The sequence below is a fragment of the Variovorax sp. S12S4 genome, assembly GCF_023195515.1.
GTDB lineage: Bacteria > Pseudomonadota > Gammaproteobacteria > Burkholderiales > Burkholderiaceae_C > Variovorax.
The window spans coordinates 1478798-1492348 of the sequence record NZ_JALPKR020000002.1 but is presented as its reverse complement, the minus strand read 5'-3'; the positions used below and the strand labels follow the sequence as shown (position 1 = coordinate 1492348).

Here is a 13551-nt window from a genome sequence, read left to right as displayed (position 1 = left end):
TTCCCGTTTTTCATGGCCAAACGAATCATTCTGAGTTACCCGGACAAGCGACTGCACACGGTTGCCAAGCCGGTACAGGGCGTCGATGCACGCATCAAGGCCTTGGTTGCCGACATGCTGGAGACCATGTACGACGCCAACGGCATCGGGCTGGCCGCCACCCAGGTCGACGTGCACGAGCGCCTGGTCGTCATCGACGTTTCCGAAGAGCGCAACGAGCCGCTGGTGCTCATCAACCCCGAAATTATCTGGGCAAGCGACGAAAAGGTGCTGAACGAAGAGGGTTGCCTCTCGGTGCCCGGCATCTACGACGGCGTGATGCGCTCCACGTCGGTCAAGGTGCAGGCGCTGGACGAAAACGGCGAGCTGCGCACCATCGAGGCCGAAGGCCTGCTCGCCGTGTGCATCCAGCATGAGCTCGACCACCTGCTGGGCAAGGTGTTCGTCGAATACCTGTCGCCGCTCAAGCGCAACCGTATCAAGAGCAAGCTGCTCAAGCAGCAGCGCGAAGAGGCCAGGGAAGGCAGGGCCTGAGGATGCGCCTTGCCTGGCCGAGTGCTTTTATCGTCGCCGCCGCGCTGCTGCTGGCCGGCTGCGCCAGCGAACCGACGCGCATCGTGCCGGGCACCACGGCGGCCGAAACCCTGCAGCGCCTGGGGCCTCCGACGGGCCGCTACCCGCTCACCGGCGGCGGCGAGCGCCTGCAGTATTCGCGGATGCCGGCCGGCTACGAGGTGATCGACATCGACGTCGATGCCTCCGGCAAGGTGATTTCCGTGACGCAGGTGCTCAACGAGGCGCGCTTCGGCCACGACATCAAGGTCGACCGATGGCGCCAGAACGACGTGGTCGCCTTCTATGGCCGGCCCTATGAAATCAGCCGCGTCAGTTCTTTCGACGGCACCGTCTGGACCTGGCGCTACAAGGCCGTGAACGAGCGCCGCATGCTCTATATCTATATCGACCCCACCGGCGTGGTTCGCCGCTATCACACGGGGGATGACCTCGAACTCGATCGGATCCGGGATTGAACCCGCTCAAGGTCGTTTTTGCGGGCACGCCCGAGTTTGCGCGCGTCGCGCTCGAGGCCATTGCCGCGGCCGGACATGAAGTGGTGCTGGTGCTGAGCCAGCCCGACCGACCCGCCGGGCGCGGCATGAAGCTGCAGGCCTCTCCCGTCAAGCAATGTGCCGTGGCCAACCACTGGCCCGTGGCGCAGCCGCGCAGCCTGCGGCTCGACGGCAAGTACCCCGAAGACGCTTCGGCCGCGCGCGAGGCCCTTCTGGCGGCAAATCCCGATGTGATGGTGGTTGCGGCCTATGGGCTCATCCTGCCGCAATGGGTGCTCGACCTGCCGAAGTTCGGCTGCCTCAACATCCATGCCAGCCTGCTGCCGCGCTGGCGCGGTGCGGCGCCGATCCACCGCGCCATTGAAGCCGGCGACACGCAAACCGGCATCACCATCATGCAGATGGACGCCGGCCTGGACACGGGCGACATGCTGCTGCGCGAGTCGGTGGATATCGGCAACGACAGCACCGCCCGCCTGCACGACCGGCTGGCCGAACTCGGCGGCCGCATGATCGTCGAGGCGCTGGCCCGTATCGGCAACCTGGCGCGCACCCCGCAGCCTGCCGAAGGCGTGACCTACGCCAACAAGGTCGAAAAGCACGAAGCGCAGGTCGACTGGAACCAGCCTGCCGACGCCATCGTGCGGCGCATTCGCGCGTTCGATCCTTTTCCCGGTGCCAACAGCGTGCTCGATGGAGAAACCATCAAGCTCTGGGCCGCCTACGCCGCGCCCGCCGAACAATCGGCCGCACCCGGCACCATCCTCGCTGTTACCGACGCGGGCGTTGCGGTGGCCGCGGCCGGCTCGATCGTGATGGTCACCGAACTCCAGCGTCCCGGCGGCAAGCGCCTGGCCGTGGCCGATTTCCTGCGCGGCTTCGACCTGAAGCCCGGGCAGGTGTTCGGCTGATGTTCCTGTCCGCAGCCATCCGCCGCCGCCCAGAATTCCGCGCCGGCATCCGCGACATGTCCTCGGCCGCTCTGGGCATCGGCGCCTGGGGCCTCATGACCGGCGTTGCCATGGTCAAGTCGAACATGAGCGTGCTGGAATCCGTGGCAATGACGCTGCTGGTCTACGCCGGCAGTTCGCAGCTCGCCGCCATTCCGCTGCTGTTCGCAGGCGCGCCGGCCTGGGTGATATTGGCCACCGGCTTTTGCGTCAACCTGCGCTTCGTGGTCTTCAGCCTGCACCTTCGGCCATACCTCATGCACATGCCGCGCTGGCGCCGCATGACACACGGCTATCTCACCGCCGACCTGAGCTATGCGCTCTTCACCCGGCGGTATACGTCGCCGCCGGTCGGGCCCGACGAGCAGAAGGCGCAGGAGGCCTATCTCACCGGCAACTACTTCGTGACCTGGTGCTCGTGGATGGGCATGAGCCTTCTGGGCATTGCGCTGGCCAACTTCATTCCGCAGAACTGGGGCCTCGGTTTTGCGGGCGTGCTGAGCCTGGTGGCCATCGTCTGCTCGATGGCGACCACGCCGCTGCGCATGCTGGCCGCGCTGATTGCCAGCGTTACCGCGGTGGCGGCCTATGCGCTGCCGCTCAAGCTCAACATCGTGGTGGCCATCGGCACGGCGGTGCTGCTGTGCTTCTGGCTCGAGAAGCAGCTCGGGCTCGACCCGGATGCGGAAGACAACAAATGAGCGCCACCACCGATTTCTGGACGCTCGCAATCATCGTCGGACTGGCCGGGGTCACCGTGCTCACGCGGTGCTTCTTCTTCATTCTCGACCGCCCCTGGGGCTTGCCCGACTGGGCGCACCGCGCGCTGCACTATGCGCCGGCCGCGGCATTGGCAGGCGTGATCGCGCCGGAGATCGTGATGACCCAGGGCCACCTGATCACCACGCTGCACGATGCACGCCTGTACGCCACGGTGGTTGGCGCCGCTTATTACTACTGGCGGCGCGGGGTGCTCGGCACGATGCTGGCGGGCATGGCGGTGTACCTGCCACTGCACCTGTGGCTCGGCTGGTAGCCGGCGGCACTTTCTCTAGTCCAGCTTCACGCCCGCGGCCTGGATGATCTTGCCCCAGCGCTCGCTCTCCGCCCGCGACAGTTTGTAGAACTCCTGCGGCGTGCCCGGCAGCGGCTCGAAGCCGAAATCCGCAAACAGCTTCACCACCTTGGGTGCCTTCATCGCCTTCTGCAGCTCGCTGTTGATGCGCCCGACCGCTTCCGGCGGCATGCCGGCCGGGCCGATCAGGCCGTGGAAGGCATAGGCGTTCACGTCGCTGAACCCGGCCTCGACGAAGGTCGGCACTTCGGGCAGCGCGCCCGCACGCTGCGGCAGCGCAATCGCCAGCACCCGCACCTTGCCCGCCTTGATGATCGGCAGGCCTGAAGCGAGGTCGAGCATCATCGTCGGCACCTGCCCGCCCATCAGGTCGGTCATGGCGGGTGCGGCGCCCTTGTACGGCACATGCGTGATGCTGATACCGGCCTTCTGCTTGAAGAGCTCCATCGCCATGTGGTGCGGCGAGCCGTTGCCGGGCGACGCGTAGCTCACCTTCTCGGGGTTGGCCTTTACGTAGCGCACGAACTCGGCCACGTTCTTCGCGGGAAAGTCCGGGTGCACCACCAGCGCCACCGGAAAGCGGCCGATGGTGCCGATGTAGGTGAAGTCGCTCGCAGGCTTGTAGGGCAGCTTGGCGAACATGTGCTCGTTGAAAAGCAGCGCCGCGTTTTCGGCCTGCATGATCGTGTAGCCGTCGGGCTTGGCCTGCATCAGCACCGACACGCCGATGTTGGTGGATGCGCCCGGCCGGTTGTCGATGATGAGCGGCTGCCCGAGCGAAGGCTGCATGGCCTCGGCCAGCGCGCGCGCCAGGTTGTCGGTGCCGCCGCCTGCCACGTAGGGCACGATCCATTTGACGGGTTGGCTCGGGTAACCCGCCTGTTGAGCGGATGCAAAAGGCGCGGCGGCCAGCGCGAGGGTTGCGGCCAGCAGGGGAAAAAAATCGTTTCATCGTTCGTGTCTCCGTTGCTTGTTTTGAAATCGGTAGTGGGTCAGTCCCCGCGCAGCGTCTGCCAGAGCTCGCGGTCGCGCTCGGCCGTCCACACCACGGGGTGTTCGATACCGCGCAGTTCGTCATAGGCGCGCGACACGTCGAAGGGCAGCACGTGCTGGAACACCGGCCATGCGCCGAAGCGCGGGGTCATCGCAGCTTCTGCGCGCGCGAAGCAGCCCTTGAGCGTTTCGCCCGCGGCAATGCCGGCTTTCACACTGTCGAGCAGGGTGCCAAGAAAAGCCTGGGTGAGGCCGATGGCTTCGGCGCAGGCGGCTTCGTCTTGCAGCACGGCGCCGCGTCCGGGCACCAGCACGCGCGGCTTCAATGCCCGCACCGCGTCGAGCGTGCCGGCCCAGTCGCCGATGTAGGCATCGCCCGCGTACACGCCGCAGTGGTTCTCCACCACGTCGCCTGAGAACAGCACGCCGCAGTCGGGGAGCCACGCGACCGTGTCGCCGCTCGAATGGCCGCGGCCCAGTGCCATCAGGCGCAACTCACGGCCCAGGCCGGGTCGTGGACCGAGCCACAGGCTCATCTCGCGCTCGAAGCTCATCGTCGGAAAAGTGAGGCCCGGAATTTCTTCCACCCCCGCGAACAGGCGCGGAAAACGCCCGACCTCCGAATCGAAGTCGGCCTGTCCGCGCGTGCGGATCCAGTCGAGCGTGCCGTTGCTCGCGATGATGGCCTCGACCTCGTCGAACGCGCTTGCACCCATCACGCGCACCGCGTGGTAGTGCGTGAGTACGATGGTCTTGATCGGCTTGTCGGTCACCGTGCGAATGGCGGCGAGAAAGTCGCGGGCCATGCGCGGCGTGGGCCGGGTGTCGATCAGCACCACCTGCTCGTCGCCGACCACGAAGCCGCAGTTCGGATCGAAGTCGCTGATGTAGCCGTACACGCCGGGCGCGAGCTCACGCAGTTGCGGTTGCTGCTCGCGTGTGTCGGAGGCGGAAGCGAAGGAGACGTTGGCGTTCATGGGGCTTGAATGGTCGTAGGGTCTTCGGCCGCTGCACGGATGCAGTCGAGCAGCACGGCCTGGTCGCCGCACTGGTTGGCCAGCAGCAGCACGAGGCGGGCGTTGAGGTCGGCGCTCTGCGCTTCGCCCAGGCCTTCGTGCGCTGCGAGCAGGGCGGCGTAGAAGCCGTCCGGATTGGGGATGCGGGGCTCGGTGATCATGAGTTGGTGTTCCGGGCAAGGGCTGTGCGCAGCGCGTCGGCAATGGCCGCGGACGAGGCATTCGTCAACGTCGCGGCGCGGTAGGCGTCGGGGCGCACGAGCACCAGGCTGCCCGCGTCGCGCAGGCCAAGGTGGTTCGTGAGCCGGTCGTCGACCTGCAGCGTCGGCAAGCCGCTGTCGCCGCCGATGGCCAGCAGGCGCAGCGGCAACGATGCGGTCGCTTTCATCGCCGCCGTGGCCTCGGTGCGTGTCGGCGCCAGCCACAGACCGATGCACTGGGTGCCATCGGCCAGAAGCTGCATCAGCGTCGTCTCGCTTCCGTCGGCCCAGCGCAGCGGCAGGTTCTGCACGCTGCGCCCGCCTTCAGGCAATTGCGGCGCGGGTGGATAGTCGTTCGCAACCGACATGCGGCCCGTGTTCACCAGCGCCCGCGCAAACGGATGGCGCGCGGCCAGCGACACCACGGCGCGGCGCAGCGTGTGCTCGGCCGGCGAACGCGGTGCGAGGAAGCGCGCCGAGCGGCTCGTCACCCGCAGGTTCTCTTGCGCGGCGGGCTGGCGTTCGGCGTCGTAGCTGTCGAGCAGCGCATCGCTCGCCTGCCCTTGCGCAACGAGCGCCAGCTTCCAGCCGAGGTTCGCCGCGTCCTGGATGCCGCTGTTGCCGCCGCGCGCGCCGAACGGGCTCACCACATGCGCGGCATCGCCGATGAAGAACACGTTGCCATGGCGAAAGCTGTCGAGCAGGTGGTCGCGGTAGCCGTAAGGTCCGATCCACACGAACTCGAACTCCACGCCCGGCCCCAGCTGTTCGCGCAGCCGCGCGCCGGCCACTTCGGGCTTGCTGATGTAGCTCGTGTCGCAGTCCTCGGGCATCTGGTAGTCGATGCGCCACACGCCGTCGGCCATCAGGTGCTGCCACACGCCGCGGCCTTCATTGAAGGGCGCGTCGACCCAGGTCCAGCGCTCGGTGGGCAGCGGCTTCTTGAAGCGCACGTCGCTGATGCACCAGCGATCGGTGCTGCGCGACGAGTGTGCATCGATGCCCAGCTTTGCGCGGATCGGGCTATTGGCGCCGGTGGCGTCGATCAGCCAGTCGGCCTCGATCGTGTAGCGGCCGGCGGGCGTCTCGACCTCGATGCGCACGCCGTCGTGCAACTGCTCGACGCTGCTGACGCGGTTCTTCCAGCGCACGTCGGTCAGCCCGAGCTCGAGGATGCGCTCGACCAGGAACCATTCGACGTAGAACTGCTGCAGGTTGATGAAAGGCGGCTGCCTGGAGACGCTGTTCGCCTGCAGGTTGAAGTTGTAGACCTCCTGCTCGCCCGAGAAGGTGCGCCCGAATGACCAGGTGATGCCCTTGGCGGCCATGCGCTCGTAGATGCCCAGGCGCTCGAAGATCTCCAGGCTCTTTTGCGCATAGCAAATACCGCGCGACGAGGCGCCGCGCACCCCAACGGTGTCGTCCTCGTCGAGCAGCACGGCGCGCACGCCGCGCTGTGCCAGGTCGCAGGCCAACGTGAGGCCCGAAGGCCCAGCGCCGACGATCACGATCGGGTGGCGAACGATCTTCGTGCCGCCCATTTCGGGCGGCGGTGTGAAAGGCCAGCTCGGCAGCTCGTAGGCTGGCGCAAATGCAAAGGTTTCCATGTCCGGTCTACAGCGCGTGGGCAAATTCGGCAATTGCATCCGCCGCCTTAGGAACCAGATCGGGCTGTCCTGCGAGATAGTGGTTGCCCCCACGATGTCGACATTGCGGATGCGTGATCCACCGGCGGCCATCCACGCGTCCCGTGTGCTCGGAAAGGTTGACTGGTCGCCCGTGTAGGTGAGCAGCAGTTTCGGCACGGAAGTACGTCCGAGGTTGGTGGGCCCGTCCGCCTGCGAACGCGACGACCACTGCGAAAGAAACGCCGTGAGCGAGGTGGTGCGCCCCATCGCGTTGGCCGAGTAGTTCACCTGCCGCGCATCGCCCCATACGCTGCCCGGCAGCCGGTCGTTGGCATCGAGCGAAAGATCCACGCAGCGCGGGTCGGCGTGCGTGCGGTAGACGATGAAGGTCTGGTCGCGCGGCGCGCCCGGTCTGCTGCGCAGCAGCGCGAGCCGGTCGACGCACCACTGCTCGATGCGGTCCAGCCGTGCCTTCTGCGCCGCGCTGAAGCGCTCGAGAAATTCGGGTTCGTAGGGCACGCGGTGGCGCGGGTCGTACATGTCGAGCTCGGGGTCTACCGAAAGCGGGTCGTGCTCGTCGGTCACGGACGGATCGATCCAGTCGCGCATCAGGCGCGTGCGGCCCAGGTGCGCCGCGCACAGCGCGATGCCGTCCACAGGCGGCAGATCGCTCGGGTGCAGGTGCGTCGGGTCGCCGTCTGGCAGGTGCGTGGCAGTGAGCTTCTCGGCCTGCGCCTGGTAGAAGCTGGCGAGTGCCGCGCCGCCCGAGTTGCCGACCAGGAACACCTTCTCGTAGCCGGCCGCGCGCAGGTACTGCACGCCGGCCCCCAGGTCCTGGATGGCGCGCTCCATCAGCAGCACCGTGTCGTTGCCCACATAGCGCGAGTTCAGGCCCATGCAGCAGATGCCGCGCTCGGCCAGCGGGCCGATGAGGTAGTGGCCCATGAAGTTGCTGGTCGGGTGCATCACGATGGCCGCGATCTTCTTCGGACCCTGCGGCGCGCGAAAAGCTCCGTAGATGCGCGGGCGCAGCATTTGCAGGCCCGACTGGCTTTCCATTGCCGCACCAGGCTTCACGTCGATGACGGCGAGTTGCCGCTCAGACATTTGCCATGCCTTTCGCTGCGCGCAGCGCGGCCTTGCGCACGGTCCACGCGTCGAGATCCGCACGGGCGCGCAGCACATGCGCTTCCATCTCGGCCTGCGGCACGGTCGGCGTGGTCAGCTCCACGCGAATGCCGTTGGGGTCGAAGAAGTAGATCGATTCGATGATGTGGTGGTCGGTCACGCCCAGCACTTCAACGCCGGCGTTCTCCAGCCGCGCCTTGGCGGCGAGCAGGTCGCTCACCGAGTCCACCCGCAGCGCGATGTGGTTCACCCACGCGGGGGTGTTGGGTGAAGGCAGCGCGGCGATGTCGTCGCCCAGGTCGAAGAAGGCGATGTACGAACCGTCGCGCATCTGGAAAAAGATGTGCACGTAGGGGCAGTACTCGCCCGTGCTCGGCACGTGGTCGCTCTTGATCACGTGCGCGAGCGGCAGGCCCAGCAGGTCTTCGTAGAAGCGGCGGGTCTCCTCGCTGTCGCGGCAGCGCCAGGCAAAGTGGTGCAGTCCACGCACTGGTGGGGCGGGTGGGGGCGCCGTGTGGTCGGTCGTGGGCATGGCTTCTTGTCTCCGGTGAGCCGTTATTGGGCGACGCCGCGTCTTATGATGCAATCGAAATTAATTCATCGATTGATGAAATAGACATATGAATCTGACCTTGCGCCAGTTGCGCGCCTTCGCTGCGGTGGCCGAGACCGGCAGCTTTACTGCTGCGGCGCAGCAACTGCATCTCACGCAATCGGCGCTCAGCGTGCTGGTGCGCGAACTCGAGCGCGAAATCGGCGTGAAATTGCTTGACCGTCATACCCGGCGGGTGCAGCTTTCAGAAGCGGGCCGCGAGTTCCTGCCTTCCGTGCACCGGTTGCTCGGCGACCTGACGAGCGCGGTGGCCGGCGTGACGGATTTGCGTGACAAGAAGAAAGGAGTGTTGCGCCTTGCAGCGCCCCAGCTGATGGCCTGCACACTGATGCCGCGGGTGATTGCTCTTTATCGCGAGGCGTACCCCGATGTCGACGTTCGCCTTGCCGATACCTTGCCCGAACACCTGCTCGCCGGCGTTGCGGCCGGCGATGTCGAACTCGCTGTAGGGCAGGACGTGGCCGTTGACGGCGCGATCGAACGCCGCACGCTGCTGCGCGACAGGCACTGGCTGATCTGTCCGCCGGACCACGCCTTTGCCAGGCGCCGCAAGGTGCGCTGGCATGAGCTCGGGCCGTACACCTTCATTGCCCCCACGCGCGACTTTCGCCAGCGCGTGCTGCCCGAACTGGGCCCGGCGGAGCGCGACTACATGCTGCGCCCGGGCACCCAGGAGGTGTCGTACATGACCACCGCGCTCGGCATGGTGGCCTCGGGGCTGGGGCTTACCGTATGCCCGACCTATTCCGCATCGCTCGTGCGTGCCCACGGCCTGCAGATGGTGCGGCTGGAGTCGCCCGATTTCCACCGCGAGGTCTGCATCTACAGCGCCGCGCGCGCGCCCTGTCGCCGGCTGCGGCGAGCTTTGTCGAAGTGCTCGAACGCTTCGCCAGGGCGCAGCCGAAAGGTTGACGCAAAGCATCGGAACGCCGCAAGAGGCGTGTAGAGCTGCCGCTGAGCGAAACCTACAATGCAAGGCGACTTGTCTTCCACGAAACACAGACCATGAACGTCATTCGATTCACCGACCTCTGCGCGCAGGGCAAGGCCGCCGGCCAGCGCGTCTTCATCCGTGCCGACCTCAATGTGCCGCAGGACGACTCAGGCAACATCACCGAAGACACGCGCATTCGCGCCTCGGTGCCCTGCATCCAGCTGGCGCTCGACGCCGGCGCCGCCGTCATGGTCACCTCGCACCTGGGCCGCCCGACCGAAGGCGAGTTCAAGCCCGAAGACTCGCTCGCCCCCGTGGCCAAGCGCCTGGGCGAGCTGCTGGGCCGAGAGGTTCCGGTGGTAGCCAACTGGGTCGACGGTGTCGACGTGAAGCCCGGCCAGGTCGTTCTGCTCGAGAACTGCCGCGTCAACAAGGGCGAGAAGAAGAACGACGAAGCGCTGGCCCGCAAGCTCGCGGCCCTCACCGACATCTACGTGAACGACGCCTTCGGTACCGCGCACCGCGCCGAAGCCACCACCTACGGCATCGCGCAGTTCGCCAAGGTGGCCGCGGCCGGCCCGCTGCTCGCAGCCGAGCTCGACGCCATCTCGAAGGCGCTGGCTCTGCCCAAGCGGCCGCTGGTGGCCATCGTGGCGGGTTCCAAGGTGAGCACCAAGCTCACCATCCTCAAGAGCCTGTCGGCCAACGTCGACCAGTTGATCGTCGGTGGCGGCATTGCCAACACCTTCATGCTCGCGGCCGGCCTCAAGATCGGCAAGTCGCTGGCCGAGCCCGACCTCGTCGACCAAGCCAAGGAAGTGATCGAATCCATGCGCGCGCGGCGCCGACGTGCCGATTCCGGTGGATGTGGTCACGGCCAAGACCTTTGCGGCCGACGCGCCCGCCACGGTAAAAGACGCGAGCAACGTGGCCGATGACGACCTGATCCTGGACATCGGTCCGAAGACCGCCGAGATCCTTGCGGCGCAGCTGCGCGAAGCCGGCACCATCGTCTGGAACGGCCCGGTGGGCGTATTCGAGTTCGACGCCTTCGCGGGCGGCACCAAGGCCATTGCGCAGGCCATTGCCGAGAGCAGCGCCTTCTCGATCGCAGGCGGCGGCGACACGCTCGCGGCCATTGCCAAGTACGGCATCGAGAAGCAGGTCGGCTACATCTCGACCGGCGGCGGCGCCTTCCTCGAGGTGCTCGAGGGCAAGACCCTCCCGGCCTTCGAAATCCTTGCCAAGCGTGCTGCGGGCTGATTTTTCGCGCCCGCGCCGCGGTGCCCGCTTCCTGTTGTCACACAAAGTGTATACAGTAGCGGATACAAAATGGAGACAAGCTCAATGATCACGGATCGCCTTCCCCGCCACGCCACCAAGATCGTCGCCACGCTCGGCCCGGCTTCCAATACGCCCGAGCTGCTGGAACAGATGATCCTGAACAAGGTCAGCGTGGTGCGGCTCAACTTCAGCCACGGCACGGCGCAAGACCACATCGACCGCGCCGCCATGGTGCGAGAGGCCGCCCGCAAGATCGGCCGCGAAGTGGCGATCATGGCCGACCTGCAAGGCCCCAAGATCCGCGTCGGCAAGTTCGCGCAGGGCAAGGTCTGGCTCGAGCCGGGCGCCAAGTTCGTGCTGGACGCCTCGCGCACCGAGCCGGGCGATGCCGATGCCGTCGGCCTCGACTACAAGGACCTGCCGCGCGACGTGCGCCCCGGCGACCGGCTGCTGCTGAACGACGGCCTCATCGTGCTCACGGTCGACGCGGTGCGGGGCGAGGCGGTGCACACCACCGTCAAGCTGGGCGGCGAGCTCTCCAACAACAAGGGCATCAACAAGCAGGGCGGCGGCCTCACGGCGCCGGCGCTCACCGCCAAGGACATGGAAGACATCAAGACCGCGATGAGCTTCCAGGCCGACTACGTGGCGGTGAGCTTTCCGAAGAACGCCACCGACATGGAAATGGCGCGCCAGCTGTGCAACGTGGCCGCGGCCGCGTACGGGCACAAGCCCGGGCTCATCGCCAAGATCGAGCGCGCCGAAGCCATTCCCAAGCTGGAAGAAATCCTGCGCGCGAGCGACGGCATCATGGTGGCGCGCGGGGACCTGGCGGTTGAAGTCGGCAACGCCGCCGTGCCCGCGCTGCAGAAAAAAATGATCCGCATGGCGCGCGACATGGACAAGGTGGTGATCACCGCGACCCAGATGATGGAGTCGATGATCACCAACCCCGTGCCCACCCGCGCCGAAGTGAGCGACGTGGCCAACGCCGTGCTCGACGGCACCGACGCGGTGATGCTCTCGGCCGAAACCGCCTCGGGCCGCTACCCGCTCGAAACCGTGCAGGAGATGAGCCGCATCTGCGAAGCCGCCGAATCGGCCGAAGACAAGACCCTTGACGCCGACTTCAGCGGCAAGACCTACAGCCGCATCGACCAGTCGATTGCCATGGGCGCACTGTTCACGGCGCACCACCTGGGCGCCAAGGCGATCGTGGCGCTCACCGAGTCGGGCTCCACGCCGCTGTGGATGAGCCGCCACCGCGCGCACATTCCGATGTACGCGCTGACCTCGCGCCTTGCCACGCAGCGCCGCATGGCGCTCTACCGCAACGTGCGCCCGCTGCTGATGGATTCCGAAAGCGACCGTGACACCGCGCTCGAGCAGGCCGAAGCCCACCTGAAGAAGCGCGGCATCGTGCAGACCGGCGACGTCTACGCGATCACCTGCGGCGAGCCGATGGGTGCCCCGGGCGGCACCAACATGCTGAAGATCTGCCGCGCGAGCTGAGTCCGCTCAGCCGTTCCTGAACAGGAAGCTGTAGGCGTTCAGCGCGGGCACGCCGCCCAGGTGCGCGTACAGCACCTTCGAGCCGGCCGGGAATTCGCCCAAGCGCACTTTCTCGATCATTCCGTGCATCGACTTGCCCTCGTACACAGGGTCGGTCAGCATGCCTTCGAGGCGCGCGCAGAGGCGAATCGCTTCCAGCGTGCCTTCGTTGGGCAGGCCGTATTCGGGGCCGCCGAAGCGGCGGTCGAGCACCACGTCTTTCTCGGTGATGTCGCGGCCCAGCTCCACCAATTCGGCCGTGCCCTTGGCAATGCGCACGATCTGCTCGAAGGTCTGCTGCGGCTTGGCCGAGGCGTCGATGCCGATCACTCGGTCGGCTCGGCCATCGGCCGCGAAGCCCACCACCATGCCGGCCTGCGTGCTGCCCGTGACCGAGCAGGTCACGATGTAGTCGAACTTGAAGCCCAGTTCGGCCTCCTGCTGCCGCACTTCTTCAGCGAAGCCCACGAATCCCAGGCCGCCGCGCGGATGCTCCGAGCAGCCGGCCGGAATGGGAAAAGGCTTGCCGCCGGCCTTGCGCACGTCGGCCATGGCCTCTTCCCAGCTCTTGCGAATGCCGATGTCGAAGCCCGCAGCATCGAGGCGCACGTCGGCGCCCATGATGCGTGACATCTCGATGTTGCCGACGCGGTCGTACACCGCATCGGAATAGTTGACCCAGTTCTCCTGCACCAGCACGCATTTCAGGCCCAGGTGCGCGGCCACGGCCGCCACCTGCCGGGTCTGGTTCGACTGGATGCCGCCGATCGACACCAGCGTGTCGTAGCCGCCTTCGAGCGCCTCGGGAATCAGGTACTCGAGCTTGCGCGTCTTGTTGCCGCCGAAGGCCAGGCCGCTGTTGCAGTCCTCGCGCTTGGCGTAGAGCTCGACCTCGCCGCCCAAGTGAGCGCTCAGGCGCTTGAGCGGGTGAATCGGCGTGGGGCCGAAGGTGAGTGCGTGGCGGGGGAATTTCTTGAGATTCATCGGTGCTGCTCCAGAAAAGGGATGCCATCGATGGTAGGAAGAAGCCGCCGAAACGTGCTTGCAAACTTTGGTGGAATTACGGCGTAAAAAAGACAAGATCGGGCGATCAGAGATTTTTGGTTCGC

13 protein-coding genes and 2 pseudogenes are annotated in these 13551 nt (G+C 66.5%); 8 read left to right on the top strand and 7 right to left on the bottom strand.

Annotated features, from left to right (window positions below; genetic code table 11):
* Positions 1-12 precede the first annotated feature (12 nt).
* The 5 genes from def to M0765_RS07680 are packed head-to-tail and all read left to right on the top strand — an operon-like array spanning position 13 to position 3056.
* Entirely contained in the window at positions 13-534 is a 522-nt protein-coding gene (gene def, locus M0765_RS07700) for a peptide deformylase (RefSeq protein WP_258502924.1), read from the top strand.
* A 2-nt stretch (positions 535-536) separates the two neighbouring features.
* Entirely contained in the window at positions 537-1031 is a 495-nt protein-coding gene (locus M0765_RS07695; protein WP_258502923.1) for a hypothetical protein, read from the top strand.
* Entirely contained in the window at positions 1028-1981 is a 954-nt protein-coding gene (gene fmt, locus M0765_RS07690) for a methionyl-tRNA formyltransferase (RefSeq protein ID WP_258502922.1), read from the top strand. The genes M0765_RS07695 and fmt overlap by 4 nt, the downstream gene beginning before the upstream one ends.
* Positions 1981-2721: an AzlC family ABC transporter permease gene (locus tag M0765_RS07685; protein ID WP_258502921.1), complete on the top strand. Its 741-nt coding sequence runs from the start codon at positions 1981-1983 to the stop codon at positions 2719-2721. The genes fmt and M0765_RS07685 overlap by 1 nt, the downstream gene beginning before the upstream one ends.
* Positions 2718-3056, top strand: a complete 339-nt coding sequence (locus M0765_RS07680; RefSeq protein ID WP_258502920.1) for an AzlD domain-containing protein — start codon at positions 2718-2720, stop codon at positions 3054-3056. Before M0765_RS07685 ends, M0765_RS07680 begins: the two co-directional genes overlap by 4 nt.
* Positions 3057-3071: 15 nt before the next feature.
* Here the strand turns inward: M0765_RS07680 and M0765_RS07675 are convergent, their stop codons facing one another.
* From M0765_RS07675 to M0765_RS07655, 6 genes and pseudogenes are all read right to left on the bottom strand, one after another.
* Complete coding sequence (locus M0765_RS07675) at positions 3072-4025, bottom strand: Bug family tripartite tricarboxylate transporter substrate binding protein (RefSeq protein WP_258508175.1); 954 nt, start codon at positions 4023-4025, stop codon at positions 3072-3074.
* Positions 4026-4087: 62 nt separating this feature from the next.
* Positions 4088-5065, bottom strand: a complete 978-nt coding sequence (locus tag M0765_RS07670) for an MBL fold metallo-hydrolase (RefSeq protein ID WP_258502919.1) — start codon at positions 5063-5065, stop codon at positions 4088-4090.
* On the bottom strand, positions 5062-5265 hold the full coding sequence (locus M0765_RS07665; protein ID WP_258502918.1) for a DUF2783 domain-containing protein: 204 nt from the start codon (positions 5263-5265) through the stop codon (positions 5062-5064). The genes M0765_RS07670 and M0765_RS07665 overlap by 4 nt, the downstream gene beginning before the upstream one ends.
* Positions 5262-6911 carry an FAD-dependent oxidoreductase gene (locus M0765_RS07660; protein ID WP_258508174.1) on the bottom strand — a complete coding sequence of 550 codons (1650 nt, stop codon included), beginning with the start codon at positions 6909-6911 and terminating at the stop codon, positions 5262-5264. The genes M0765_RS07665 and M0765_RS07660 overlap by 4 nt, the downstream gene beginning before the upstream one ends.
* 7 nt (positions 6912-6918) lie before the next feature.
* Positions 6919-8039, bottom strand: a pseudogene (locus M0765_RS29180) (alpha/beta hydrolase family protein).
* A complete protein-coding gene (locus M0765_RS07655; protein WP_258502917.1) occupies positions 8032-8592 on the bottom strand; it encodes a VOC family protein in 561 nt (186 codons plus the stop codon). Before M0765_RS07655 ends, M0765_RS29180 begins: the two are co-directional and overlap by 8 nt.
* Positions 8593-8680: 88 nt before the next feature.
* Between M0765_RS07655 and M0765_RS07650 the strand changes: the two genes are divergently transcribed.
* The 3 genes and pseudogenes from M0765_RS07650 (at position 8681) to pyk (ending at position 12403) form a co-directional block, all read left to right on the top strand.
* Entirely contained in the window at positions 8681-9619 is a 939-nt protein-coding gene (locus M0765_RS07650; RefSeq protein ID WP_258502916.1) for a LysR family transcriptional regulator, read from the top strand.
* Positions 9620-9678: 59 nt separating this feature from the next.
* A pseudogene (locus M0765_RS07645) lies at positions 9679-10870 on the top strand (phosphoglycerate kinase).
* Between the two features lie 84 nt (positions 10871-10954).
* Complete coding sequence (gene pyk / locus M0765_RS07640) at positions 10955-12403, top strand: pyruvate kinase (protein ID WP_258502914.1); 1449 nt, start codon at positions 10955-10957, stop codon at positions 12401-12403.
* 6 nt (positions 12404-12409) lie between these two features.
* On the opposite strand, the gene M0765_RS07635 is transcribed toward pyk, so the two are convergent.
* Positions 12410-13426, bottom strand: a complete 1017-nt coding sequence (locus M0765_RS07635) for a 1-aminocyclopropane-1-carboxylate deaminase (RefSeq protein WP_258502912.1) — start codon at positions 13424-13426, stop codon at positions 12410-12412.
* Positions 13427-13551: the final 125 nt, after the last annotated feature.

Coding starts and splice junctions, on each gene's coding strand:
- def (WP_258502924.1), top strand. CDS start 13: ATGGCCAAACGAATCATTCTGAGTTACCCGGACAAGCGACTGCACACG.
- M0765_RS07695 (WP_258502923.1), top strand. CDS start 537: ATGCGCCTTGCCTGGCCGAGTGCTTTTATCGTCGCCGCCGCGCTGCTG.
- M0765_RS07685 (WP_258502921.1), top strand. CDS start 1,981: ATGTTCCTGTCCGCAGCCATCCGCCGCCGCCCAGAATTCCGCGCCGGC.
- M0765_RS07680 (WP_258502920.1), top strand. CDS start 2,718: ATGAGCGCCACCACCGATTTCTGGACGCTCGCAATCATCGTCGGACTG.
- M0765_RS07670 (WP_258502919.1), bottom strand. CDS start 5,065: ATGAACGCCAACGTCTCCTTCGCTTCCGCCTCCGACACACGCGAGCAG.
- M0765_RS07665 (WP_258502918.1), bottom strand. CDS start 5,265: ATGATCACCGAGCCCCGCATCCCCAATCCGGACGGCTTCTACGCCGCC.
- M0765_RS07660 (WP_258508174.1), bottom strand. CDS start 6,911: ATGGAAACCTTTGCATTTGCGCCAGCCTACGAGCTGCCGAGCTGGCCT.
- M0765_RS07655 (WP_258502917.1), bottom strand. CDS start 8,592: ATGCCCACGACCGACCACACGGCGCCCCCACCCGCCCCACCAGTGCGT.
- M0765_RS07650 (WP_258502916.1), top strand. CDS start 8,681: ATGAATCTGACCTTGCGCCAGTTGCGCGCCTTCGCTGCGGTGGCCGAG.
- pyk (WP_258502914.1), top strand. CDS start 10,955: ATGATCACGGATCGCCTTCCCCGCCACGCCACCAAGATCGTCGCCACG.
- M0765_RS07635 (WP_258502912.1), bottom strand. CDS start 13,426: ATGAATCTCAAGAAATTCCCCCGCCACGCACTCACCTTCGGCCCCACG.